The following is a 24734-nucleotide window of genomic DNA, read 5'->3' on the forward strand; positions in this document are numbered from 1 at the left end:
GTGTGCACCACGGCACTGACAACGAAGCGGAATCGGGTCGTGACTGTGTGCGATCCGGTCAGTTCGCCGACTCGAGGGCCCGCCGCAGGATCGCGTCCAGGTCAGCGGCGTCGGGGAGGGTGCCGAAGGCGTGTCCCCAGTCGCCGCCGAGCCGGCTGGCGCAGAAGGCGTCGGCGACCGAAGAGGGGGCGTGCCGGACCAGCAGGGAGGCCTGGAGGGTCAGGGCCATCCGCTCCACCAGACGGCGGGCGCCCGCCTCGGACCCCTCGGACAGCGCGTCCTGAAGCCGGTTCACGGCCGTGTCCAGGCGGGCGTCCGCCCCCTGCGCCAGGGCGAGTTCGGCGAAGAGCGCGTCCGCGGTGCCGGGCTCGCGGCGCAACGCCCGCAGCACATCGAGGGCGTTGACGTTCCCCGAGCCCTCCCAGATCGACAGCAGCGGAGCCTCCCGGTACTGGCGGGGCATGCCCGACTCCTCCACATAGCCGTTGCCGCCGAGGCACTCCAGGGCCTCCGCGGTGAAGGCCGGGCCGCGCTTGGTGACCCAGTACTTGCCCACGGCGGTGGCGATCCGGCGGAAAGCCGCCTCCCCGGCGTCCCCGCGCACGGCCCGGTCGGCCGCGCCCGCCAGCCGCAGCGTGAGCGTCGTGGCGGCCTCCGACTCCAGCGCCAGATCGGCCAGGACGTTGCGCATCAGCGGCTGGTCGACCAGCCGGGCGCCGAACGCGCTGCGGTGCCGCGCGTGATGCCCGGCCTGGACGAGTGTGTGGCGCATCAGCGTGGCCGACATCATCACGCAGTCCAGCCGTGTGCAGTTGACCATCTCGATAATCGTCTTCACACCCTGGCCCTCGGGCCCGACCAGCCAGGCCACGGTGCCGTCGAACTCCGGCTCGGAGGAGGCGTTGGAGCGGTTGCCCAGCTTGTCCTTGAGCCGCTGGATGCGGAAGGTGTTGCGGGTGCCGTCGGGTAGGACGCGCGGCACCAGGAAACACGACAGCCCCCCTTTGTCCCTGAGAGGGGATGCCTGCGCGAGGACCAGGAACACGTCGCACATCGGCGCCGAGGTGAACCACTTGTGCCCGCGCAGCGTGTACACGCCGGGCTCGGCGCTGGGCGTCGCCGTCGTGGTGTTCGTGCGGACGTCGGAGCCGCCCTGCTTCTCGGTCATCCCCATGCCCGCCAGCAGGCCCCGCTTCTCCGTCGGCACCCGCAGCCCGGGGTCGTACTCCCGGCTGGTCAGCAGGGGTTCGTAGACCTTCGCGAGCTCAGGCTGCCGGCGTAGCGCCGGAACGGCCGCGTACGTCATGGACGTCGGACAGCCGTGCCCGGCCTCCGTGTGTCCCCAAACCAACCCGCCCGCGGTCCGGGCGACATGGGCGCCGGGACGGTCCTCGGCCCAGGGCGTCGCGGCGAGTCCCTCGGTGACCGCGACGCGCATCAGGTGGTGCCAGCTCGGATGGAACTCGACCTCGTCGATCCGGTTGCCGTACCGGTCGTGCGTACGCAGCTCGGGCTCGTACCGGTTGGCCAGCTCGCCCCACTCCTGCGCCTCGGCACTCCCGGCCCGCAGCCCGAGCCGCCGGAGCCCCTCCTCGGCCCACCCGGCACCCTCGCGGCGCAGTCCTTCGAGCAGGGCAGTGTCGTCGGACGCGTCGTACGGGGCCAGGGCAGGGGGCTGGTTGGTCACGTCGTGTGTGGCGCGGCCCAGAGGGCCTGCTTCGTGCGCGAGTGTTGAGGCCATACGGTGAGTGTTGCACTATTCCTGCGACTGTAGCAATCGTGCAACGATCCGATCCGGCCCGTACAGTACGTCCCCATGCGAACGGTCCAGGCAGACGAGCTGCACCTGCGCCCGCTCTCGGCCCGCTCGGTCGTCCTGAGCCTGCTCCTCGGCATCCATCCGCCCGAGCTCCCGGTGAAGGACCTCGCGCGCGTGGTGGAGCCCTTCGGCGTCGGCGGCTCCACCTTGCGGGCCGCGCTGAGCCGGATGACGGCCGCCGGCGACCTGCGGCGCACGGACGCCGGGTACCGCATCGGGGAGCGGCTGCTGGAGCGCCAGCGCCGTCAGGACGACGCGGTGGAGCCCAGTACGCGCGCGTGGGACGGCGATTGGGAGATGGCCGTGATCACCGCGACGGGCCGGGGCCCCGCCGAACGCGCCGAACTGCGGACCCGGTTGACCACCCTCCGCCTCGCCGAACTGCGCGAAGGCGTCTGGCTGCGCCCCGCCAATCTCCGCCGCTCGCTCCCGCGGGAACTCGAAACGGTGCTCCGGCCCTTCACGGCCCGCCCCGAACAACCGGCACGCGACCTGGCGGGGACCCTCTGGCCGCTGGACACCTGGGCCCGCACGGCCCATGCGCTGCTCGGCCACATCGCGCGCGTGGAGCGCCCCGCCGACCGGCTCACCGCCTTCGCGGCCGTCGTACGCCATCTGCTCCTCGACCCCGTCCTGCCCGGGGAACTCCTCCCCGCCGACTGGCCCGGACCGGCCCTGCGCGCCGCGTACGCCGATTACCAGCGGGAGTTCACGCAGGTCGTGCGGGAGCGGCGGGCATGACACGGCGGCCGTACGAAGCGCCGTGCAGGGACGCTCCGTACGGCCGCCTTCACCGCGGGGATGGGGTCAGCGGTAGGTGATGTCCGAGGTGGAGTACAGGCAGTTGGTGCTGTCCGGGCCCGTACCGACCGCGGTGTTGTTGTTGTACTTCTGGCAGGGGACGACCTTGCGGCTCGCGTCGTTGAGGATCGTGATGCCGCGCAGTGTCGCCACGTCGCCCCGGTTGACGTTGATGCCGACGAGGCGTGCGGTGGAGCCCGTGCCGGTCACCTCGATGTTGCTGAGGTTGACCTTGCGTGTGTGCTGCGTGGAGCAGTCGCCGCAGGAGCGGTACAGGGTCTTGAACTCCTGCACGGCGAAGTTGGAGATGTTCACCGTGCCGGGCCCGTTGTGCTGGAAGACCTTGTCAGCGGCCTTCTTGGCGCCACCGCCGATGACGTTGTACGTGGAGCCGCCGCGGAAGGTCGCGGCGTCCTCGCCGACATCCGCCCACCACACGTTCTGGAGGGTGCAGTTGCCCTCGCAGTGGATGCCGTCGGCGCCGGGCGCGCCGATGATGACGTTCTTCAGCGTCGCGCCGGCCGCGAGCTTGAAGATGGGGTCCTGGCCCTCTTCCTGGCCGTCACCGGCCAGGTCACCGGTGCCGTAGAACTGCTTCATCCCGTAGTCCTTGGTGCCGGACACGGAGATGGTGGAGGAGGTCCCCTGGCTGCCGTTGGGCGTCGGCCAGCTGGCGGCACTGGCCGGCGGCGCTCCGAGTGTCATGATCATGACAGACGAGAAGCCGACTGCGGCCACCGTTCCGGTCAGTCCGCGCCGGCGGGCGCGTGGGAGTGCTGGTGAAGTCATGTCCCGATGCCTTCTTCCAGTTGGGGGGTGATCAGATCTTTCCGGTGCCCGCGCCGGACGTGACCGAGGAGACGACCGTCGAGGCGGACTCCGCGGTGTAGCCGTACGGCGGGGCGGTGAAGCTGCCGACCCGCGAGATCTCGGTGGCGGCTCCACCGAGGTCGTTGCCGCGCAGGTTGGCGTATCCGTCGACGTCGCTGCTGCGGTTGGTGGTCACCGCGATCTTCGTCGCACGGAAGACGTTGTTCTCGACGAGCATCTGGGCGCCCATCCGCGAGTGGCAGGCGGTGTCGGCGCCGTCCACGTAGTTGTTGTAGAAGTGGCCGGTGCCGAAGCGCAGGCTGGGGATGCGCGAGTAGACGTTGCCGAAGTGGTTGTGGTGGTACGTCACCTTCAGGTGACCGGTGTCCTCGCTCGCGTTGTTGTCGCTGTGTCCGACGAGCGAGCCCTTGAAGTGGTCCTTGAAGGTGTTCCAGGAGACGGTCACGTTGTCGGAGCCGTGATTGATGTCGAGCAGACCGTCGTAGTAGTCCTTGTCGTGCGCGCGGTCCGCCGAGATGGAGTTGTGGTCGATCCAGACCTTCGTCGACTTCTGGACGGTGATGCCGTCGGCGGGCGCGACCGGCTTGCTGATGTTGAGATTGCGGATGACGACGTTCGTCACCTCCTTCAGCCGCAGCCCGCCGCCGGTGAACCCGGAGGACGAACCGACGCCCAGGACCGTGGTGTTGGAGCCGATGTCGACCTGACCGCTCAGCGAGATCAGGCCGTTCACCCGGACGACCTTGGCCGCGCTGCCGGTGACGGCCGTCTTGAAGGCGCTCAGCGTCGAGACCGTGACCGCGGAGGCGTTGCCGCCGCCGGTCGTGCCGGCGCCGAATCCGACCGGCGAGGTCTCGGCGGCGCCCGCCGACTGGGGGAGGGCGAGGGCGGCCGCCGTCGCGAGAGCGGCCGCGGCGGCCGTCACCAGGGCGGTCCTTTGCGCGTGTGTACGGAGAGGGCCTGTACGCATGCGGGTGCGTCCCTTCGCGTTGCCTTGACTGGTCGTATGTGTGAATGACGTACGCCATGTTGAACGCTGCGCTGGGGCATGCCGCTGATTCCGGCCTGAGGGGGTGTCAGCCGGTCAGCCTGCTGAACGGAACGTAGAGGGCAAGCGCTTTCTAGTCAACGCTTTGCGCGGAACACATTCGGACACCCCAGGTCAGCGCCATACCGGACGGAGCGAGGGCGTGGGAGCGCTTCCAAGGTCGGCGGGTTCGGCGCCCGCCGCCCTCCGCACGGGTGACGTTCCGTTTCTCGGGAACCCGGCCGTGCAGAGAGAGCCGATCTGTGAGGGAGGTATCGAGAGTCATGACGCGGCAGAAGCCGTCGCTCGATCTTCCGGAACCCCTGCGCGAACCGTTGCAGAACACCGCGTCGGCGCTGCGGAGGGTCCCTGGCGCCGGTGTGGTGACCAAGGCGGCCGACGGCGCGCTGGACGCGGTCGGCGCCGTGTCCCCGCGCGGCCGGCGCATGGTCGCGTACACCGGGGCCGGGCTCCTCGGTGTCGCGGGCATCGTCGAATGGCCCATAGCCCTCACGGGGGCGGCGGTGGTCTGGCTGACCCAGCCGAAGCCCGGCGGGAGCGAGGAGACAGACGACCGGAAGGCGGCAGCAGGCAGCAGCAGTCGTACGTCGTCCAGCGGCAGGACTACGTCGGCCACGGGCCGTCGTACGACATCCAGCCGCGGCGGAAAGTCGTCCACGGGCACCCGCAAGACGTCCGGCGGCACCCGCAAGGCGTCGAGCACCCGGTCGACGTCCGCCGGCGGCGGCAAGAGCGCGCCGAAGAGCCGGAGCACAGCGTCGAAGCGCGCGAGCACGAAGAGCTGAGGTGAGTCATGGGAGTGCTGACGGGGGCTGCCACGGCCCTGTCCGGTGCGGTGCTGGCGGGGCCGCGGTTGCTGGTTCACGGGGCCGCGCCCGGTGTGGGTGTGGCCGCCGGAGCGGTGGCCGGGACGGCGCGAGCTGGGGTGCGAGGGGCGGACGCGGCCGTCAGGATGACGCGCGTGGCCCGCAGGGCGCTGCCGGGCGGTGACCACACCTGGCGGTCCGGTCACCGGGCCCATCTGCCGCTCCGGCCGGCCGAGCCGGAGCGGGTGCGGCGGGCGGGCGGGATGGCCAAGGCGGCGCGCAAGGTGGCCACGGCGCTGGCGGAACGGCCGGACGTGGCCTACGCCTACTGGGACGGCGGCCTCACCCGGCTGGTCGTGGCCGCGAGTGAGGCGGCCGTCTCCGAACGGGTGGAGCAGAAAGCGCATGCGCTCGCCGCCGAACTCGGTCTTGAGCCGGTGGACGAACCGACGGAGGAATTCACGCATCCCGGCGACCCGGTCCTCGTACGGACCAGCGCGGCGGCACTCGCGGCCGACGCGGCGGGCGTCGTGGTCGCGGTGGCCGGCTCCGTCCTGCGACTGCCGCCCTCACCCCGGGCCGTCACGGCGGTGGTGACCCTGCTGCGCGAGAACCCCCGCTTCCGGGCCTGGCTGCGCGAACGGTTCGGGTTCTCCCGCATGGACCTGATCCTGGCCGTGTCGAACGCCGCGGTCCACGGCGCGGGCCGCACCCCGACGTCCGTCGTGCTCGACGCGGGCCTGCGCTCGGTACAGCTCGCGGAGGCGCTCGCCCGCGCGGCCGCGTTCGACGCGGTCCACGACCGGGTCTGCGGACCCGAGCGGGAGGACGTGTCCCCGGAGCTGTTCCCGCGCCCACCGCTGCGCACCACCCCGGCGCACGAGTACGCGGTCCACGCCGAGACGGGCAGCGTGGTCGGCGCGGCCGTGACACTGCTGGTGAAGCGCGACGGCACCGAGGCGGCCGAAGCGGTCCTCGCGGGCTCCCCGAAGGCGGCACGCTACGGACCCGCCGCCTTCCACGCCGCACTGGGCTGCGCGTTCGCCCGCACCGGCGTGCTGGTCCGCCACATGGAACGCATGCGACAGCTGGGGACGGTCACCAGTGTGTTCCTGCACCCGAGCGCGCTGCACGCCCCCGACGGCGCTGCGGACCCCTGGGCCGAGGCCGTCCTGGACGCGGCACGGCGGGCCGGACTCCGGGTCGTCGTGACGGACGATCCCTCGCTCGGCGACTTCACCGCCCTCGCCGATCACGTCGTGTCCGCCGAACGGTCCTTCAGCCGGACGGTGAACGAACTGCGCGGTCGCGGCGGTGTCCTGACGGTGGCCCGGCCGAGCTCGGCCGATGACACGGACACCTTGTCCGGGCTGCTCGCCGGCGATGTGGCCGTCGCGCTCGCCGACGGTGACGCGGCCGTGGCGTGGGGCGCGGACGTGGTGGCGCCGGGCGGTCTGGCCGACGTATGGCGGCTGCTCGTGGCCGTACCGGTGGCGCGGAAGGTCGGGCGGCGTTCGCAGACGCTGGCCCGGTCCGGCGCCGCGCTGTCCGGGCTGATGGTGGCCGTGGGCGAGTCCGGGCGCGGCACCCGCTCGCCGCTGCCCGGCCTGCGGCACGCGCCCGTCGACCTGAGCGCGGCGCTGGCCCTGGTGTCCGGGGCGCGAGCTGCCGTAGGCGTCGCGGCCACCCGCGCGCCGCGTCCCCGGGCGCGGGTGGCCTGGCACGAGCTGAAGGCGAAGGACGTACGACAGCGGCTGGAGCGCCGGCTGGAAGAGCCGCCGACTCCGGCGGCCGAGGCGACCGCCAAGGTGCGGCAGGCGGTCAAAACCGTCGCCCGCAACCCGGTGTTCGCGCCGGCCAAGGGGGCGCTGCAGCTGGGCCGGGCCGTACGGGGAGAGCTGGACGACCCGCTCACCCCGGTGCTGGCCGTCGGCTCGGCCGCGTCGGCGATCCTCGGCTCGGTCGTGGACGCCCTGCTGGTGGTCGGCGCCCTCGACCTGAACGCCCTGGTCGGCGGCGTACAAAGACTGCGGGCCGAACGGGCGCTGTCCGGGCTGCTCGCGGACCAGAAGCAGAAGGCACGCGTCGCACCCGACGGGACCTCGGACAACCCGCACACCGTCGACGCCGCACGCCTCAGGCCCGGCGACGTGATCGAACTGCAGGCCGACGACGTCGTGCCGGCCGACGCCCGCCTGCTGTGGGAGGACGGCCTGGAGGTCGACGAGTCCGCGCTGACCGGCGAATCCCTGCCCGCCGAGAAACAGACCGCCCCGACCCCGCGCGCACCCGTCGCCGACCGCAGCTGCATGGTGTACGAGGGCACGACCGTGGTGGCCGGACAGGCCCGTGCCGTCGTGGTGGAGACCGGCGACCACACCGAGGCCGCCCGCGCGGTCCACCTCGCCGCACGCAAGCCGCCGGCCGCTGGGGTACAGGCCCGCCTGCAGGAACTCACCCGCAAGGCAATGCCGTTGACCATGGCGGGCGGCGCCGCCGTGACCGGCCTCGCGCTGCTGCGCGGCACACCGATCCGCCGGGCGGTGAGCGGCGGGGTCGCGGTCGCGGTGGCCGCCGTCCCCGAAGGGCTGCCGCTGGTGGCCACGGTCGCGCAACTGGCCGCCGCCCGCCGGCTCAGCAAGCGGGGCGTGCTGGTTCGCGCCCCGCGCACCCTGGAAGCCCTCGGCCGGATGGACACCATCTGCTTCGACAAGACGGGCACCCTCACCCAGAACAAGCTGCGGCTCGTCCGCGTCACCGACCCCGACGGCACCGCCCGCAAGCCGGACGAGGCCGTCGACTCGGCCACCCTGCGCGTCGCGGTGCGCGCCTGCCCCGAGCCCGAAGAGGGCCCCGACCAGCCGGTGCACTCCACCGACGAGGCGGTCCTGGACGCGGCAGGGCGCGACCCGGAATGGCAGCAGACCGAGGGCAGGCCGTTCGAGGCCGGTCGCGGATACGCCGGAGCCGTGGGCCACGCGGCCGACGGGATACGGGAGTTCGTGGTCAAGGGCGCCCCGGAGATCGTCCTGCCCGCCTGCCGCGACCTGCCGGAAGACGCCTCGCGAACGGCGCAGTCGCTGGCCCGCGACGGACTGCGGGTCCTCGCGGTCGCGCGCCGGCGCCTGGGCGACGACGAGAAGGACGCGGACGTCTGCGAAGAGCCCCTGTCCGACCTGGAGTTCACCGGCCTGCTCGCGCTCGCCGACGCGGCGCGCGAGACATCCACCGCCCTGGTCCACGGGCTGCGTGAGGCGGGCGTACGACCCGTCATGCTGACCGGCGACCATCCGCAGACGGCACGGGCGATCGCCATCGAGCTGGGCTGGCCCGAGGACACGGCCGTCGTCACCGGCGACGAACTGGCCGCCGCGGACCGCTCCGAGCGCGCCCGGATGCTGCAGGACGTGGACGTCGTGGCCCGCGTCGCGCCCGAGCAGAAGCTCCAGGTCGTCGAGGCCCTGATGGACGCGAGCCGGGTGGTCGGCATGGTCGGCGACGGCGCCAACGACGCGGCCGCCATCCGCGCCGCCGACATCGGCGTCGGCATCAGCGCCCGCGGCTCGGCCGCCGCCCGCAACGCCGCCGACCTGGTGCTCACCCACGACGACCTCACGGTGCTCGTCGAGGCCGTCGTCGAGGGCCGCGCCCTGTGGCACAGCGTCGCCGACGCCATCGCCATCCTGATCGGCGGCAACGCGGGCGAGGTGGGCTTCGGAATCCTGGGCACGCTGCTCGCCGGCGCCGCGCCGCTGTCCACCCGTCAGATGCTGCTGGTGAACCTGTTCACGGACCTGTTCCCGGCGATGGCGGTGGCGGTGACACCGCAGCAGGAGGGCGAGACCGACGTCAGCGCGCCGCTGGGCAAGACCCTGCTCGGCACACCGCTGATGCGGCAGATCCGCCACCGGGCGCTGACGACCTGTCTGGGCGCGGTCGCGGCCTGGCTCATCGGCCGGTTCACGCCGGGGACGGCCCGCCGGACCACGACGATGGCCCTGTGCGCGGTCGTCGGCACCCAGCTCGCCCAGACCCTGGCCGACCGCAGCGGCTCCCCGCTGGTCCGCGTCACCTCCTTCGGCTCCGCCGCCGCCCTCGTCCTGCTGGTGCAGACCCCGGGCGTGAGCAATGCCCTCGGCTGCACACCACTGGGCCCGGTCGCCTGGACCGGCGTCGCGGCGGCCATCGCACTGGCGGTGACCGGCCAGCGGGTGATGCCGGAGCTGGAGCGGGCGGTGGTACGGCTGAGCCGGTAAGCCCGTACGCAGACGGATGCGTCCCTTCGGGTGGCTACGGCAGGTCATGTACGTGAATGAAGTGCGGGGTGCGGAACGTCGAGCCGGGCATGCTGCTGACTTCGGCCCGAGTCAGGGGCCTGACAGTCAGTTCGCTGAACGGCACTCAGGAGATCGGTGCTTTTGCTCCACGCTTTGCGCACAACTCATTCGGACATCCCTGCCCAGCGGGGAACTGTCGCAGTCGCCGCACGGGAGCGCTCGCTTCTCTGCCGATCCCGCTGCCGACAGCCCCACGAGCCGCCATCACGAAGGGATGAACGACTTTGCCTGCCACCACCAAGCGCAGACCAGTTCGCACCATGCTCACCGCACTCAGCGGAATGCTCGCGGCAGCGCTCATCGCCGCACCCCCGGCCGACGCCCGCGTCGAGGAGCCCACCGCGGCGCTCACCGAGGTCACCGGCTTCGGTGAGAACCCCAGCAACCTGCAGATGTACCTCTACGTACCGGACGACGTGGCCGACAACCCGGCCGTCATCGTGGCCCCGCACTGGTGCGGGGGCTCCGGCCCGGCGATGCACTCCACCACCGAGTACGCCTCGCTCGCCGACCAGTACGGGTACATCGTCGTCTATCCGTCGGTCACCCGTGACACCAAGTGCTTCGACGTCGCCTCACCCGAGGCCCTGCGCCGCGGCGGCGGCAGCGACCCGGTCGGCATCAAGTCCATGGTCGACTATGTGACCGAGGCGTATGACGCCGATACGAGCCGGATCTTCGCCACCGGCATCTCCTCGGGCGGGATGATGACGAACGTCCTGCTGGCCGTCTACCCCGATGTGTTCAAGGCGGGCGCCTCCTTCGCCGGTGTGCCGTTCGGCTGCTTCGCCAACGCCGACGGCACCGGGTGGAACCATCCGTGCGCGAACGGCGACATCGACCGCACCCCGCAGGAGTGGGGCGACCTGGTGCGCGCCGCGTATCCCGGGTACAACGGGCCCCGGCCGCGGATGCAGGTGTGGCACGGCACCGAGGACGACGTGCTGTGCTACCCCAACTTCAAGGAGCAGATCGAGCAGTGGACGAACGTGCACGGTGTCAGCCAGGAGCCGGCTGCCACGGACTCGCCCCAGTCCACCTGGACCCGCACCCGCTACGGCGGCACCGGTGACCAGGCTGCCGTCGAAGGCATCAGCCTCCAGGGCGTCGGCCACCCCGACCTGTACGCCCCCGGTATGGCCGCTCGCGTGCTGACCTTCTTCGGCCTCGCAAGCAGCTGACCGCACCCCAGCCCGTACGACCGCGCTCACCAGCGCGGTCGTACGGGCTTTCGTAACCCCTCGGGGCCGGTCAGACCGAGCGGTGGTACTGGTCCGGCACGTGGACATCCCCGCCCAGCTCGCGCGCCGCATGCCGCGCCCAGGACGGGTTCCGCAGCAGCTCACGGCCGAGCAGCACCGCGTCCGCCTCGTCGTTGGCGAGGATCTTCTCGGCCTGTTCGGCGTCGGTGATCAGGCCGACGGCGGCGACGGACAGGCTCGTGGCCGCCTTGACGCGGGCGGCGAACGGCACCTGGTAGCCGGGGCCGGTCGGAATGCGGACACCGGAGGCGTTGCCGCCGGTGGAGACGTCGAGCAGGTCGATGCCGTGGGCCTGGAGATCGGCGGCGAAACGGACGGTGTCGTCAGCGGTCCAGCCGCCCTCCTCCAGCCAGTCGGTCGCCGAGATACGGAAGAACAGCGGCTTGTCGTCCGGCCACACCTCGCGCACGGCGTCGACGACCTCGAGGGCGAAACGGGTGCGGTTCTCGTACGAGCCGCCGTACGCGTCCGTGCGGTGGTTGGAGTGCGGCGAAAGGAACTCGTTGATCAGGTAGCCGTGGGCGCCATGGATCTCGGCGACCTCGAAACCGGCGGCGAGAGCACGGCGGGCGGCGTTCGCGAACTGGCCGACGACCTCGCCGATCTGAGCTACCGTCAACTCGTCCGGCACCGGGTGCCGCTCGTCGAACGCGACCGGGCTCGGCGCCACCGGCTGCCAGCCGTACGCCTGCGGCCCCACCGGCGCCCCGCCCTTCCACGGCTGGTCGGTCGACGCCTTGCGGCCGCCGTGCGCGAGCTGGATCCCGGGCACCGTGCCCTGCGAGACCAGGAAGCGAGTGATCCGGCGGAACGCCTCGACCTGCGTGTCGTTCCAGATGCCCAGGTCGTACGGGGAGATCCGGCCCTCGGCGCTGACGGCGGTCGCCTCGACCAGGATCAGGCCCGTACCGCCCGCCGCGCGCGCCGCGTAGTGGGCGAAGTGCCAGTCGTTGGGAGCCCCGGTGCCCGGGCCCTCCGGTGCGGCCGAGTACTGGCACATCGGGGCCATCCAGACCCGGTTCGGGACGGTCACATCGCGCAGGCGAAAAGGCTGGAAGAGGGAGCTCATGGCGAGCTGCTCCAATCGTCACGGGGTCGATGGACGACTCGTACGATAGGCATCGTAGTACGGGAAGTGTCAAACTACGAGACCCTTCGTACAATGGAGTTCCGCCCGACGAACTGGAGCCGCCGTGACCACCGCCGCCACCACCAGCCGCGATCTTCCGCACCCGGCGCGCGACGAGATCCGGCTGGAGGGCATCCTGCACGCACTCTCCGACCCGATGCGGTTGCAGATCGTGCGAGAGCTCGCCACCGACGGCGGCGAGCTCTCCTGTTCACGCTTCGACCTGCCGGTCACCAAGTCCACGACCACGCACCACTTCCGGGTACTGCGCGAGAGCGGAGTGATCCGGCAGATCTACCGGGGCACGGCCAAGATGAACGGCCTGCGCCGGGACGACCTGGACGGCCTCTTCCCGGGGCTTCTCGACACCCTCCTCGACGCCGCCGCCCGGCAGGCCGTCCGCCTCGACGGCTGAACCGGCGCCGCCCGCGACCCTAATCGGCGCTGCCGTGCGCGGCGTTCAGTAGTGACTGCCAGTCGGGGAGTTTCACCACACCCCTGCCAAGTGACGCACCGAGCTCCGCCTCTGCCCGCTCGATCGCCTGCCAACCCGTCCATTCCACCGGCTCGATCCCCTGGGCTCGCAGTGCCATCAGCGGGTCCTCAGGCAGATCCTTCTGTACGAGTACGTCGGCGTCCTCGATCAGCGATGTCACCGTTTCCTTGGCGTCCGGGCGGTTCGTGCCGATGACGCCTGTGGGGCCCCGTTTGATCCAGCCCGCCACGTACTCGCCCGGCGCGACGAGGTTCTCGCGGAGTACGCGGCCGGCGTGATGGGGGACCGTGCCGGTGGTCGTGTCGAAGGGGAGGCCTTCCAGAGGGACGCCGCGGTAGCCGACCGAACGGAGGACCAGCTGGGCCTCGATGTCCTCGTAGTGGCCGGTGCCCGTCACGCCGCCGTGGGTGTCGGGCTGGGTCCGCTCGAAGCGCACCGCGCCCACGCGGCCGGAGTCGGGCTCGGGGAGGATTTCGACGGGGCGGAGGAAGAAGCGCAGCCGGATGTGGTGGTGGGCGTCCTTCGCCGGGGTCTCGGCCCAGCCGCGCAGCACCTCCACGTTGCGGCGGTTCGCCGCGGGCAGGCCGGAGGGGTCGGCGTAGGCCGGGTCAAGAGCCAACTCGGCGGGATCGACCCGCACTTCGGTGTCCGGGAGGGCGCCGAGTTCGCGGAGTTCCTTGGTGGTGAAGCGGGCCTGGGAGGGGCCGCGGCGGCCGACCATGCTGACCTCGGTCACCCGGCTCGCCGCCAGTGCGGTGAGCGCCGCCTGCGGCATGTCGGTGGGGCTCAGCTCGGCCTGGCCGCGGGCCAGCATCCGGGTGACGTCCACGGCCACGTTGCCGACGCCGATGACCACCGCGGAGCGCGCGCCGAGCACGAAGCCGTCGGCGGTGGCGTCCGGGTGGGCGCTGTACCAGGACACGAATTCGGTCGCCGACCAGCTGCCGGCCAGATCCTCACCGGGGATCCCCAGACGCCGGTCGGTCGCGGCGCCCACGCAGTACACGACCGCGTGGTACAGCTCGCGCAGCCTGGCGGCCGGCACCCCGCCGGGGCCCACCTCGACGCCGCCGAGGAACCGCACCCGCTCGTGTTCCAGGACCGCCCGGAGGTTGTTCTGCAGCGACTTGATCTTCTCGTGGTCCGGTGCCACCCCGTAGCGCACCAGGCCGTACGGGCACGGCAGCCGGTCCAGGACGTCCACGAGCACGTCGGAGTGGAGCTGGACGAGGCTCTGGGCGGTGTAGACCCCGCTCGGCCCGGAGCCGACGACGGCGACACGAAGCACGGCGGAACTCCTTACCCCGAAGGACCGTCGGAGATCGCTGACGCTTCCAGCATCGCACCGCGGATGCTCCGCTGACAGGGTGCTGACCGGAGGACGGGCGTGCGTGTCCTTTCGTATGGAATGTGATCATGCGGTTTCGTTGCGTGTGTGCTCGAAGCATCCTTTCTTGATCTTTCTGATCGTTGTCCGATGGACGGTGCGGTGTCCGTCTGGCCCGCGTGGGAAGTGCGGGAAGACGGAGCCGGTGGGGACGACGCCGGCGTGACGTCCTGGTGGGGCGTTCGGCTGGCGTTCCCGGACGGTGCGCAGGTCGACCTGCTCGCCGTGGTGTCCGACGCCGGGGTCTGCATCGAGGACGTGCGGGCCCAGCCGGCGTTGTCCCTCGACGACCTGGCGGTGCTCGCCGAGTGGGTCGAGGGCCCGCTGTCCGAGGTGTGCGGGGTGGAGCCCGCCGGCCGGCCGGGGGCCTCGCGGCATGCCCGGCCCGCCTGGCCGCACGGTATCGCGGGGCAGTGGCTGGTGGCGCGGGAGTACCGCGCGGCACAGGAGAAGGGCGTCGACCCCGTCCTCGCGGTGATGGGCGCGACCGGCCACGGCCGACGCAGGTCGCTCAGCCTGATCGCCCAGGCCCGCGACGCCGGATTCCTGACGGCGCGTCACGCACGCCTCTGAGGCGCGTCCGGCTCACGGCAGGTCCCGCATCCGGTTGATCTCGCTGGTCTGCTGGGCGACCGTGTCGTCCGCCATCTCCTCGATCTGAATGTTGTTGCCCTGCGCCTTCACCTCCGTGGCCATGGTGACCGCCCCTTCGTGATGGGTGATCATGAGGGTGATGAAGAGCTGGTCGAACGCTTTCCCCTTCGCCTTGCGCAAGTTGCTGAGCTGACCCTCGGTCGCCATCCCGGGCATCGTGGCGTGGTCGTGTCCACCGCCCGTCTCCTTCTGGCCGTGCGTCTTCAGCCAGCCCTTCATGCCCTCGATCTCCGGCTTCTGCGCGGCCGCGATCCGCTCCGCCAACTTCTTGATCTTCGTCGACTCGGCGCGGTCCGGGGCGAGTTCGGTCATCTCCAGGGCCTGGGTGTGGTGCTCGATCATCATGCGGGCGAACGACACGTCCGCGGCGTTGGGGGAGTCGTCGTCGGCGCGCTGCTCTGCGGCGTCCTCGGCGGACATCGTCTGGTTCGCTTCGCCGGGCTTGCCCGGCACGATCACCGAGGAACCGCTCTCAGGCGCGGAGTCGGCGTCGGATCCGGAGTCGCAACTTCCCAGCGCCAGAACGGCGATGGCGGCCAGGACAGCCGTAAACGATCGAGTGAAAAGCTTCATTACATGTCTGTGTCCCTCTGTTGGTATGAGCATGCACAAGACAATACTTCGACGTGCATGAACCGTTCTCACGCGAACGGTACAAGGGAGGAAACAGTGATCCTGTTGAACGATCCCCGAACGCGGCACAGACGCCTGGGAGTCGGCGCTGTCGCCGTCGGGCTGCTGGCCGCGCTGCTCACGGGCGGTCCGGCGGCCGCGACCCCCGACCCGGGGGACGGCCCGGCGACGCAGAAGGAGGTCTCCAAGAGCACCCAGGCCGAGGTGAGACGGTCCCTCGAGAGCGGCGAGATACCCGGCCAGGACGAGATCGTCCACTCCGCCAACATCCAGCACGTGACGAACATCCCCAAGGACGTGCTGCCCGGCACCAATTCGGACCTCGCCTTCCAGGGCAGGTACGCCTTCGCCGGCAACTACGACGGCTTCCGGATCTTCGACATCAGCAACCCGAAGGCCCCGAAGACGGTCTCCCAGGTACTGTGTCCCGGCTCGCAGAACGACATCTCGGTCTCCGGCGACCTGCTCTTCCTGTCCACCGACTCCTCGCGCAGCGACAGCAGTTGCAGCAGCACCACGCAGCCCGTGACCGAGAAGTCCTCGTGGGAGGGCATGAAGGTCTTCGACATCAGCGACAAGGCCAACCCGAGGTACGTCGCCGCCGTCGAGACCGCCTGCGGCTCGCACACCCACACGCTGGTGCCCGAGCGCCGGAACATCTACGTCTACGTCTCCTCCTACTCACCGAGCGCCACCTACCCCGACTGCCAGCCACCGCACGACGGCATCTCGGTCATCAAGGTCCCGCGCAAGGCCCCCGAGAAGGCCGCCATGGTGGGCTTCCCGGTCCTCTTCCCCGGTGAGGGACCCGACGGCGGCGGCAACCCGGGCGCGCCCACCAACCCCGGCGTCTCGAAGACCACCGGCTGCCACGACATCACCGTGCTGCCCTCGAAGGACCTGGCCGCGGGCGCCTGCATGGGCGACGGCATCCTGTTCTCCATCGAGGACCCGGAGCACCCGAAGGTCATCGACCGGGTCCAGGACAACGTCAACTTCGCGTTCTGGCACTCGGCGACCTTCAACCAGCGGGCCAACAAGGTCATCTTCACCGACGAGCTGGGCGGCGGCGGAGCGGCCACCTGCAACGAGGAGATCGGCCCGAACCGCGGTGCCGACGGCATCTACGACCTCGTGGGCAAGGGCGACAAGCGCAAGCTGGTCTTCCGCAGCTACTTCAAGATCGACCGCCACCAGGCGGACACCGAGGTCTGCGTGGCCCACAACGGCTCGCTGATCCCGGTCAAGGGCAGGGACATCATGGTCCAGGCCTGGTACCAGGGCGGTATCTCCGTCTGGGACTTCACGAACTCCGCCCGGCCGAAGGAGATCGCCTACTTCGAGCGCGGCCCGCTCACCACGGACAGGGTCACGACGGCCGGTTCCTGGTCGGCGTACTACTACAACGGCTACATCTACTCGAACGACATCGCCAAGGGACTCGATGTCCTCAAGCTCAACGACCGGCGCACCGACCCGGCCAAGTGGGTGCGGATGAGCGAGCTCAACGTGCAGACCCAGCCGGACTACTTCGACTGACCGGTCGGCTCCGACTGATCCGCGCGCCGCTCGCCGGTCGCGAAGAACCGTGACAGATCCGTGTCACCCGTCCCGCCGGACGCCACCTCGGTGTCCGGCGGGACGCCCAGCGCCCAGTCCAGCCGGTAGCGCTTGAACAGCTCGGCCCGCAGCACCGGCACGGGCATCGGAGCACCCGGCACCAGCGCCGCGTAGACCGCGCCCATCAGCAGGGCACGCAGCATCGGGTAGTCGGCGTCGACGTCCTGTGAGCCGGTGCGGGCGACGGTGTCCCGCAGCAGCTCGGCCAGCCGCCGCTGCTCAGGGCACGGCATGAATCCCTCGCCCTGCAGCAGCCCGGCCATGTGCTGGCGCATCAGCACGGGCCGGTCCCGGGCCAGGCTCAGGATCGCGTCGATCGCCCGCGCCATCCGCTCCCGCCCGTCCTCGGTACGCGGCTCGCGCTCCAGCGCCTCCTCCAGCGTGCGGTTCATCAGCCGGTGCACCGCGGACTGCACGAGCTGGCGTTTGCCGGGGAAGTAGTACGACACCAGGCCGCGCGCCGAGCCCGCTCTGTCCGCGATGTCGCCCAGCGTCGTCGCCTCGAACCCGTGCTCACCGACCAGCTCGACCGCCGCCTGCAGAAGCCGCTCCCGGGAACGCCGCCGCAACTCTTCATTGACCGAGGCGCTGCGCGGGGACATGCTGTAACTCCTGCGTTGACTGGCTGGCAGCCAACTATACTCAGCGCTTCCGGACTGCCCCTTTCCGCGGGCTGGTCCGGTGCTGCCGTCCTCCTCGGGCGACGCGGGGGATCGTCCGAGGAGGCGGCCCAGGTCCGGGCCGGTTCAGCCCACCAGGTCCAGCACCGGCCGCAGGCCGTCGGGCCGCAGTGCCACCGGCAGATGGTCCACGAAGTGCACCCCGCAGCCCAGCGTGGCCGCGCCGCCGTCCGCACGGCGGTCGTCACCGACCATGAGCGCGTCCCGCGGCTCGACGCCGAGCTTCGCGCAAGCCTTCGCGAACAGCCGCGGGTCCGGCTTCCTGATGCCGTGCTCGTACGACAGAACGTATACGTCGATGTACGGGTCGAGGCCGTGCTCGCGGAACACCGGGCGCAGATCCCAGCCGATGTTGCTCACCACACCGACCGGGATTCCGCGCTCACTCAGGGTGTGCAGGACCTCGGCGGCATCGGGGTACGGCGACCAGGCGGCGGGCAGCATGTGGCGCTCGTACAGCGCGTCGTGCAACTCCGGGTCGGGCAGCGGCACCTGCCGGGACAGCCCGGTGTACGCCGCCCGGTGCAGCTCCGCACTCTGGTCCCGGACGTCCCACACCTCGGCGACTTCCGAAGGCAGCCGCTCCGGATCGCCTCCGCCGGGCAGTGCCCCCGCCATCCGCAGTGCCTGCGCAGTCTCGGTCAACTCCGGCTCCGGCAGCTCGATCCCGACCTCGGTGAGCGCACCTCGCAGCCAGGATTCGGTGGACTCGACGCGGAAGAGGGTTCCGGAAAAATCGAACAGCACGGCAGTCATGAGGCGATCCTATGAGGAACGGTTGTCGTCTGCGGCGCCGTCGTGGTTGGTCGCGCCCGCGCGGCGGAGCCGCATATCGACACAGCCCCCCGCGCCCCTTCGGGGCGCGAACCCGCCTAGACGATCCACCGTCGGTGCGCCAGCGCCGCCAGTGCCACCAGTGCCGCGCCCAGGAGCCAGCCGCCGACGACGTCCGAGGGCCAGTGGACGCCGAGCCATACGCGGGTGAGGCCGACGCCGGCCACGGAGATCACCGCCACCGCCACCGCCGTACGCCACAGGACGCGGCCGGCGCCGTGGTGGTGGAGGAGCCACAGCAGGACGCCGCAGACGACCGCGGCGGTCATGGCGTGGCCGGACGGGAACGCCGCGTAGTGGGCCGAGTCGACGGGGTCGGGCCAGACCGGGCGGGCCCGGTCGACCGCCGCCTTGAGGGACTGCTGCACCAGGGTGCCCAGGGCCACGGTGGCCGCCAACCACAGAGCCGTCCGCCAGGCCCGGTGTCTCCACATCAGCCACACCACGACGGCCGTGCTCAGGATGCGCATCGTCCACGGGTCCCACACCCAGTCCGTCAGGATCCGGCATGCCTGGGTGACGTCGGGGTCGTCGACCGCCCAGCGGTGTGTGGTCCGGGAGATGTCGCCGTCGAGTGCGATCAGGGGGCCCCACTCCGCCGCGACCAGGATGAGGAGCAGCAGGGAGGACGCCGCCAGGGCGGCGGCGGAGCGCAGGGCGCCGCGATGGGCGGGCGGGCGGGGCGGAGAATCGACGGACGGGGAGTGCATGCTGTGATCCTCGCCGAACGGCGGGGCGCGAGTCTAATTCCGGGGCTCCGAGGGGGCCGGGGGCGCGGTGGATTCCGGCCGCCTGATCTTTCGTACCGGCCTCAGCCCAGCGTCCGCAACGCCGGTACGAACGCCACCAGCACCGGCACCACCGGCACCAGCGAGGCCGCCGCGGTGAGCCGCAGCCGCCGGGCCGGCGAGAGCCGGTCCGGGGGAGTGAGCAGCCGGTTCACCCGCTGCGGCACATGGGTGTGCGGGGTGGCGCCATGGCCGAACACGCCCCGGTCCTCGTTGAGTTCCACCAGCGCCAGGGCGGTGGTCAGGCGGCCGAAGCGCCGGGAGGCCGTGTCGTCGGCGGCGAGTTCGACCAGCCGGTGCATCTCGTCACGGAACGCGGCGAACACCGGCACCTGCGGGAACCCGCCCGCCAGCGCGGCCGAGCAGTGCAGCAGCCAGTCGTGCCGCGCCTGCGCGTGCCCCTCCTCATGCGCCAGTACGGCGTCCAGCTGCCGGCCCTTCAGCCGGCGCAACGCGGCGGTGGTGACGACCAGTTGGGGCCGCGCGCCCGGCAGCCACCAGGCGTCGGGCTTCTCGCCCTCGAGGACGACCAGCCGGTGACGTTCGGGCTCCTCGCCGGGCAACCGCGGGGCGCGGACGAGGAGTTCGGCCTCCCGCCGACGTCGCCGGGTGCGTGCCCGTGCGATCTCGCGGACCAGCATCGCCGCGCTCCACACCCCGCCCAGCGCGAGCGCCACCGCGGTCGTGGCGGCCCAGGGGCCGGTGGGACCGAAGGCGTAGGCCTCCACAACGGCGTGCGGCGCGGGCGCGAACACATGGCCCCGGACCGCCTGCCAGGCCGCCGCCGCGCTGAGCGTCATCGACAGCGCACAGCACAGGAGCACGGCCGCCACCACGCACTGCCACACCCACAGGGCGACCACGGGTTCACGGTCCGGCCAGTCGGCCCGGGCGATCAGCCGAGGGGCGACCAGGGCGGTCAGGGCGCCGAGCAGCAACAGTGCCGCGGGGACCATCATGGGTGCACCCTATGAGCGGCGGAACACTCAGGGGTACGGCTTGTCACGCCGAAGTGACGCAGACCACGGCCGTACGCGGCCCGCACTCACAGCGTCAGCAGCATCGCGACCATCCCGATCCCCATCGACAGCCGGCAGGCCCGCGCCAGCTCCGGCCGGTCGCCCCACCCCACGCTCCCGCCGGCGGCACCGACGGGCACCAGCCGGGCGCCGGACAGCAGCACGTACGCCATGAAGTACGCCAGCAGCGCCGCCGTGACGAGCGGGACGCCGGAATCGCCGTGCCGTCCCGGCGAGGCGGCCATCGCCAGCGCCATGTAGACCATGGCCGCGGCGCCGACCAGGTGGTGCAGATGGTGGGCGTGCGTCCGTGCCGCCCACAACGCGTGCAGCGCGGCCCCGCCGAACACGGCCGCGTACACGGGCCAGGTCCAGGAAGGCGGCGTGAACACCGCGGCCGGTACGGCCATCGCGGCCATGCCGAAACCCATCAGCGCCTCACCGCCCGCGGCACGGCGCTGCTCCTCGACGTTGCTGCGCATCCGCAGCAGACAGTAGGCCCCGGTCGCCGCGCACAGCACGACCAGCAGCCAGCCGGACGAACCCGGTCCGTGCACACGCACCTCCGCGGTCGGCGGTCACGTCCACTCGGTCAGGGGATGCCCGGGGCAGGCGGCGCGCATACGAGCGCAAGGGTGTACGCGGGGGGCTTTGGCGGAGCACGTGAAGGCGAGGGTGGGCGACAGGGAACCGACGAACCTGAGCGCGCCTCAGCCCTCGTCCCCCGCGAGGTAGACCCCGAACACCGCTCCCTGCGGATCCCGCAGTACCGCGATCCGCGGCCCGTGCGGTACGGACGTCGGCTCCATGAGGACCGTGCCGCCCGCGCCTGCCGCGGTGGCCGCGCTGATGTCCACGTCGGCCACCGCGAAGTAGGGCAGCCAGTGGGTCGGCACCTCGGGCGGGAACTTGTCGTCCATCGTGGTCATGCCGCCGAAGTCGGCGCCGTCGATGCCCCACTGCGTGTAGTGCGCGGAGGAGTTGACGCTCCAGCCGAAGACCGTCGTGTAGAAGGACTCGGCGCGCTCCGGCGCCCGGGTCAGCAACTCCACCCAGCCCAGCGCGCCGGGCGCGTTGAACAGCCCGGCGCCCGGGAACGTCCGCGCCTGCCACAGCTGGAACGCGGCACCGGTCGGGTCGAGAGCCACCGCGAACCGGCCCACCTCGAACACGTCCATCGGACCGACCAGCACCGTCCCGCCGGCCTCCGCCACCCGCTGCGCCGCCTGGTCGGCGTCGGCCACCGCGAACGACACGTTCCACGCCACGGGCTGCCCCTCCTGGTACAGCGGGGTCAGCGCGGCGACCGGGGCGTCACCGAGGTGGGCCATCGTGTAGCCGCCCGCGTCCTCGCGCGGATCCGTCACGGTGCGCCAGCCGAACAGCTCCTCGTAGAACCGCTTGGCCGCCGTCAGGTCATCGGTTCCCAGCTCGGTCCAGCAGGGACCGCCGGGCACCGGCTTGTCGAGCTTCATGGCGATCCTTCCGTAGGGCAGACACGGCGATCCCCTCCAGCACGCTATGCCCCGCTCGGGCGCCCGGCCATCCGACGCGAATCCACTGGTGCCTGCCGCCGCCGCCGACGTACCCTCGGCTCCGTACCGCATCGCATGGCGGCCTCCAGCCCGACCCGTTCTCCCGGAGGTCCCGCATGCCCGCGCCCACCGTGCGCCCCTTCCACCGCACCGACCGCGACCAGCTCACCGACCTGATCAACGCGCATGTCGCCGCCGTCGTCCCCGGTGTCTCCGTCTCGGTGAACACCGTCCTCAGCAGCCTGGAGCGACAGCCGGACGAGTTCATCACCGACCCGTGGGTGGCCGAGCGGGTGACGCTCGTCGCCGTGCAGCGCGACTACGTCGTGGCCGCCGCGCATCTGCTGCGGTACCGCGCCGACGCCGAAGTGGGCGAGTGCTACCGGGACATCGGTGAGATCGACTGGCTCGTCTGCCACCCGCCGGCCTCGTTCTGGCCGGACGCCGACGAGGCGGCCGACCTGCTGATGAGCGCGTGCCTCGCGCAACTGGCCCGCTGGGGTGTCCGTGCCTGCTACGCGAGCGGCGAGCTGCCCGCCCCGGTCGTCTACGGCCTGCCCCGTAACTGGCCGCACATCCGAGCCGTCTACGAACGTGCCGGCTTCCGGCACACGGGGGACACGGAGGTCATCCTGATCGCGCGGGTGGCCGATCTGCCGGTGCTGGAGCCGTGGCCGGGCGTCACGGTCGAGCGCACGCTGGGGGAGTGCGGTACGCGGCTCACCGCGTACGCCGATGGCGCTCCTCTCGGCTTCATCGAGGTCGATACGGCGTTGGCCCGCCCTGAACGGCACGCCCGCGCGGGTGGCTTCGCCGACATCGGCAATCTGCACGTTGAGTCGGCTCATTATGGGCGGGGCGTCGAGCGGCGGCTGCTTGCGCAGGGTGCGGATTGGCTGCGGTTGTGTGGGGCGGATCGGCTGCTTGCCTACGAGGCGGCTGCGGACGGCACGATGATCGACCATCTGGTCTCGGCGGGGTTTCGGGAGCTGGCCCGGACTGATCGTGGGTGGGCGCTTTCCGGGGTGCCGCGCTAGGTCGTCGGGCGTCTGCGGGGCCGTCGTGGCTGGTCGCGCAGTTCCCCGCGCCCCTTTCGGGGCGCTGTCCGACCGCGGCTTAATTTGTCGGGGCGCTCAAGTTCCCGGCCTGTAGCGGATCGGGTGGTCCGGCGGTACCTCCACCAGCACGATTCGCGTTCCGTCCGGATCCGTCACCCACATCTCGATCAGGCCCCACGGCTCCTTTACCGGCTCCCGGGCGATGTGGACGCCCTTCGTCTGTAGTTCCTCGTGCGTCGCGGTCGCGTCCTCGACCTGGAGCCACAGCCGTACGGCCGGGGACGGTGGAGTGTCCGAGCGGCCGGAGAGTTCCAGGAAGCCGCCGCCGAGGAAGTAGACCGTGCCGCGTTCCGGGCCCGTGCCGAACTCGCGGTAGACGGCCAGGCCCAGTTGCTCGCCGTAGAAGAGCCGGGACCGTTCGGGATCGGTGGGGCGCAGGAGGGTCCGGCTGCTCAGTACGTGCACCATGCACCCGGAGCCTAGTGGCTGCGTTACCCTCGTCGATGCCCGAGCCGCGCCGCAGATCGGAGTCGTACTCCATGGAGACCGCAGCCAACGGACTGACGTTCAGAGACGCAGGCGACAGCGATGTGGACGCGCTGGTCGCACTGATCGAGTCGGCGTACCGCGGTGACTCCAGCAGGACCGGATGGACCACGGAGGCGGACATCCTCCAGGGGCAGCGGACCGATCCGGAGGGTGTGCGAGCCGTGATCAAGTCGCCCGACAGCCGGCTGCTGACGGTCGAGCGGGACGGGCGGGCCGTCGCCTGCTGCCAGCTCGAACACCGCGGTGACCACGCCTACTTCGGGATGTTCGCGGTCAGCCCCGGTCTCCAGGGCGAGGGCCTCGGCAAGGTGATCATGGCCGAGGCGGAGCGCGCGGTCCGCGAGGAGTGGGGCGCCACGGAGATGCACATGACCGTGATCTCCGTACGCGATGACCTGATCGCCTGGTACGAGCGGCGCGGCTACCGCCGTACGGGACGGATGACTCCGTTCCCGTACGGCGACGAGCGGTTCGGCATTCCGCTCCGCGACGACCTGCAGTTCGAGCTGCTGGTCAAGGAGCTGGGCTGAGCGTCACGCGGTGAAGCGGCCGGTGCGTTTGATCTCCGGGTAGTCGGTGGTCGCGCCGTCCAGCTCCAGAGCCCGTACGAGCCGCAGGTGGTCCTGGGTGTTCACCACCCAGCCGATGATCCGGAGGTCCGCCTTCCGGGCGTGCTCCACGATCTCCAGGGTGAGCCGGCGGATGTTGAGGCAGACCGTCCGCGCACCGGCCTCGACGGCGCGGTCCACGATGTCGGTGCCGTAGCGGCTGGCGATGAGCGCGGTGCGGACGCCGGGCACCAGGCGGGCGATCTCGGCGATCGCCTCGTCGTGGAACGAGGACACCTCGACCCGGGCGAGCAGATCCCGCCGGTGCATGACCTCGGACAGTGCCCGCGCCGCCGCCTCGTCCTTGATCTCGGCCTGGAGCGGGCACTTCACCGCGTCCAGGACCTCCTCGAAGACCGGTACGCGCTCCCCGCGGCCCGCGTCCAGGGCGCGCAGCTCGGCGAGGGTCTTCTCGGCGATCGGGCCGGTTCCGTCGGTCGTGCGGTCCACGTCCGCGTCGTGCATGACGACGAGGGCGCCGTCCTTGCTCAGGTGCAGATCGAGTTCGATGACGTCGAGGCCGGCCTGCTCGGCGGCGACGAAGGAACGGAGGGTGTTCTCGGGTTCGATACCCATGACTCCGCGGTGACCGATGGTAAGGAAGTTCAAGGTTCCAACTCGCTTCCGTCGACGGCGGCTCGGGCACACGGGAAACGACACGGACGTTTCGCGCGGCAGGGCCGCAGCCTAATGGCCCTTCCCTGGGATGTACCCGCGCGTTCACCGGGGATCGGCGTGGCGCGTAAGGCAATTCTGCGAGTCGTCGCCGGGCGCGGTCACCCGGGCGTGGGCGAGTCCTGCGCGGATTGACCGCGGGTGGCTCCGACGCTCGCGCCATGT

General features: G+C 71.4%; 22 protein-coding genes and 1 pseudogene. 9 read left to right on the plus strand and 14 right to left on the minus strand.

Annotated features, from left to right (window positions below; all coding sequences use genetic code 11):
• Positions 1–58: 58 nt before the first annotated feature.
• On the minus strand, positions 59–1741 hold the full coding sequence (locus KCH48_RS07475; RefSeq protein WP_210571335.1) for a DNA alkylation response protein: 1683 nt from the start codon (positions 1739–1741) through the stop codon (positions 59–61).
• 75 nt (positions 1742–1816) lie between these two features.
• On the opposite strand from KCH48_RS07475, the gene KCH48_RS07480 reads away from it, so the two are divergent.
• A complete protein-coding gene (locus KCH48_RS07480; RefSeq protein WP_210571336.1) occupies positions 1817–2560 on the plus strand; it encodes a PaaX family transcriptional regulator C-terminal domain-containing protein in 744 nt (247 codons plus the stop codon).
• Between the two features lie 66 nt (positions 2561–2626).
• Here KCH48_RS07480 and KCH48_RS07485 read toward each other — a convergent pair whose 3' ends face one another.
• Positions 2627–3409: a pectate lyase gene (locus tag KCH48_RS07485; protein ID WP_210571337.1), complete on the minus strand. Its 783-nt coding sequence runs from the start codon at positions 3407–3409 to the stop codon at positions 2627–2629.
• 31 nt (positions 3410–3440) lie between these two features.
• On the minus strand, positions 3441–4421 hold the full coding sequence (locus tag KCH48_RS07490) for a polysaccharide lyase family 1 protein (RefSeq protein WP_210571338.1): 981 nt from the start codon (positions 4419–4421) through the stop codon (positions 3441–3443).
• 341 nt (positions 4422–4762) lie between these two features.
• On the opposite strand from KCH48_RS07490, the gene KCH48_RS42090 reads away from it, so the two are divergent.
• From KCH48_RS42090 to KCH48_RS07505, 3 genes and pseudogenes are all read left to right on the plus strand, one after another.
• A complete protein-coding gene (locus tag KCH48_RS42090; protein WP_246884923.1) occupies positions 4763–5284 on the plus strand; it encodes a hypothetical protein in 522 nt (173 codons plus the stop codon).
• Positions 5285–5292: 8 nt separating this feature from the next.
• The gene (locus KCH48_RS07500) at positions 5293–9561 is read left to right on the plus strand and encodes a cation-translocating P-type ATPase (RefSeq protein ID WP_210571339.1); all 4269 of its coding nucleotides are present in this window, start codon (positions 5293–5295) and stop codon (positions 9559–9561) included.
• Positions 9562–9902: 341 nt separating this feature from the next.
• Positions 9903–10820, plus strand: a pseudogene (locus KCH48_RS07505) (PHB depolymerase family esterase); the annotation flags it as partial.
• A gap of 73 nt (positions 10821–10893) precedes the next feature.
• On the opposite strand, the gene KCH48_RS07510 reads toward KCH48_RS07505, so the two are convergent.
• Entirely contained in the window at positions 10894–11973 is a 1080-nt protein-coding gene (locus KCH48_RS07510) for an NADH:flavin oxidoreductase/NADH oxidase (protein ID WP_210571341.1), read from the minus strand.
• A gap of 124 nt (positions 11974–12097) precedes the next feature.
• On the opposite strand from KCH48_RS07510, the gene KCH48_RS07515 reads away from it, so the two are divergent.
• Positions 12098–12448 carry a helix-turn-helix transcriptional regulator gene (locus KCH48_RS07515; RefSeq protein ID WP_210571342.1) on the plus strand — a complete coding sequence of 117 codons (351 nt, stop codon included), beginning with the start codon at positions 12098–12100 and terminating at the stop codon, positions 12446–12448.
• A 19-nt stretch (positions 12449–12467) separates the two neighbouring features.
• Here the strand turns inward: KCH48_RS07515 and KCH48_RS07520 are convergent, their stop codons facing one another.
• On the minus strand, positions 12468–13817 hold the full coding sequence (locus KCH48_RS07520) for an FAD-dependent oxidoreductase (protein WP_210571343.1): 1350 nt from the start codon (positions 13815–13817) through the stop codon (positions 12468–12470).
• Positions 13818–14018: 201 nt separating this feature from the next.
• Here KCH48_RS07520 and KCH48_RS07525 point away from each other — a divergent pair, with 201 nt between their 5' ends.
• Positions 14019–14489 carry a DUF6214 family protein gene (locus KCH48_RS07525; protein WP_210571505.1) on the plus strand — a complete coding sequence of 157 codons (471 nt, stop codon included), beginning with the start codon at positions 14019–14021 and terminating at the stop codon, positions 14487–14489.
• A gap of 12 nt (positions 14490–14501) precedes the next feature.
• Here KCH48_RS07525 and KCH48_RS07530 read toward each other — a convergent pair whose 3' ends face one another.
• On the minus strand, positions 14502–15143 hold the full coding sequence (locus KCH48_RS07530) for a DUF305 domain-containing protein (protein WP_210571344.1): 642 nt from the start codon (positions 15141–15143) through the stop codon (positions 14502–14504).
• 96 nt (positions 15144–15239) lie between these two features.
• Between KCH48_RS07530 and KCH48_RS07535 the strand changes: the two genes are divergently transcribed.
• Entirely contained in the window at positions 15240–16742 is a 1503-nt protein-coding gene (locus KCH48_RS07535) for an LVIVD repeat-containing protein (protein ID WP_210571345.1), read from the plus strand.
• Here the strand turns inward: KCH48_RS07535 and KCH48_RS07540 are convergent.
• From KCH48_RS07540 to KCH48_RS07565, 6 genes are all read right to left on the minus strand, one after another.
• Positions 16730–17425: a TetR/AcrR family transcriptional regulator gene (locus KCH48_RS07540; protein ID WP_210571346.1), complete on the minus strand. Its 696-nt coding sequence runs from the start codon at positions 17423–17425 to the stop codon at positions 16730–16732. The genes KCH48_RS07535 and KCH48_RS07540 overlap by 13 nt on opposite strands.
• Positions 17426–17569: 144 nt before the next feature.
• On the minus strand, positions 17570–18259 hold the full coding sequence (locus tag KCH48_RS07545) for an HAD family hydrolase (RefSeq protein ID WP_210571347.1): 690 nt from the start codon (positions 18257–18259) through the stop codon (positions 17570–17572).
• A 116-nt stretch (positions 18260–18375) separates the two neighbouring features.
• Positions 18376–19047, minus strand: coding sequence for a phosphatase PAP2 family protein (locus tag KCH48_RS07550; RefSeq protein WP_210571348.1), 672 nt, complete (start codon positions 19045–19047; stop codon positions 18376–18378).
• Between the two features lie 101 nt (positions 19048–19148).
• Positions 19149–20084, minus strand: coding sequence for a M56 family metallopeptidase (locus KCH48_RS07555; protein ID WP_210571349.1), 936 nt, complete (start codon positions 20082–20084; stop codon positions 19149–19151).
• A gap of 86 nt (positions 20085–20170) precedes the next feature.
• Positions 20171–20701 carry a DUF5134 domain-containing protein gene (locus tag KCH48_RS07560; RefSeq protein ID WP_210571350.1) on the minus strand — a complete coding sequence of 177 codons (531 nt, stop codon included), beginning with the start codon at positions 20699–20701 and terminating at the stop codon, positions 20171–20173.
• A gap of 153 nt (positions 20702–20854) precedes the next feature.
• Entirely contained in the window at positions 20855–21619 is a 765-nt protein-coding gene (locus KCH48_RS07565) for a VOC family protein (protein ID WP_210571351.1), read from the minus strand.
• Between the two features lie 176 nt (positions 21620–21795).
• On the opposite strand from KCH48_RS07565, the gene KCH48_RS07570 reads away from it, so the two are divergent.
• The gene (locus tag KCH48_RS07570; RefSeq protein WP_210571352.1) at positions 21796–22716 is read left to right on the plus strand and encodes a GNAT family N-acetyltransferase; all 921 of its coding nucleotides are present in this window, start codon (positions 21796–21798) and stop codon (positions 22714–22716) included.
• 96 nt (positions 22717–22812) lie between these two features.
• Here KCH48_RS07570 and KCH48_RS07575 read toward each other — a convergent pair whose 3' ends face one another.
• On the minus strand, positions 22813–23205 hold the full coding sequence (locus tag KCH48_RS07575) for a VOC family protein (protein ID WP_210571353.1): 393 nt from the start codon (positions 23203–23205) through the stop codon (positions 22813–22815).
• 71 nt (positions 23206–23276) lie between these two features.
• Between KCH48_RS07575 and KCH48_RS07580 the strand changes: the two genes are divergently transcribed.
• Complete coding sequence (locus KCH48_RS07580; RefSeq protein WP_210571354.1) at positions 23277–23816, plus strand: GNAT family N-acetyltransferase; 540 nt, start codon at positions 23277–23279, stop codon at positions 23814–23816.
• A gap of 3 nt (positions 23817–23819) precedes the next feature.
• On the opposite strand, the gene KCH48_RS07585 is transcribed toward KCH48_RS07580, so the two are convergent.
• Positions 23820–24503 (minus strand): glycerophosphodiester phosphodiesterase family protein, encoded by a 684-nt coding sequence (locus KCH48_RS07585; protein ID WP_210571355.1) that lies wholly within the window; start codon positions 24501–24503, stop codon positions 23820–23822.
• Between the last annotated feature and the right edge of the window lie 231 nt (positions 24504–24734).

Origin of the sequence: Streptomyces sp. GESEQ-4 (assembly GCF_017948455.1) — a bacterium.
Lineage (GTDB): Bacteria > Actinomycetota > Actinomycetes > Streptomycetales > Streptomycetaceae > Streptomyces.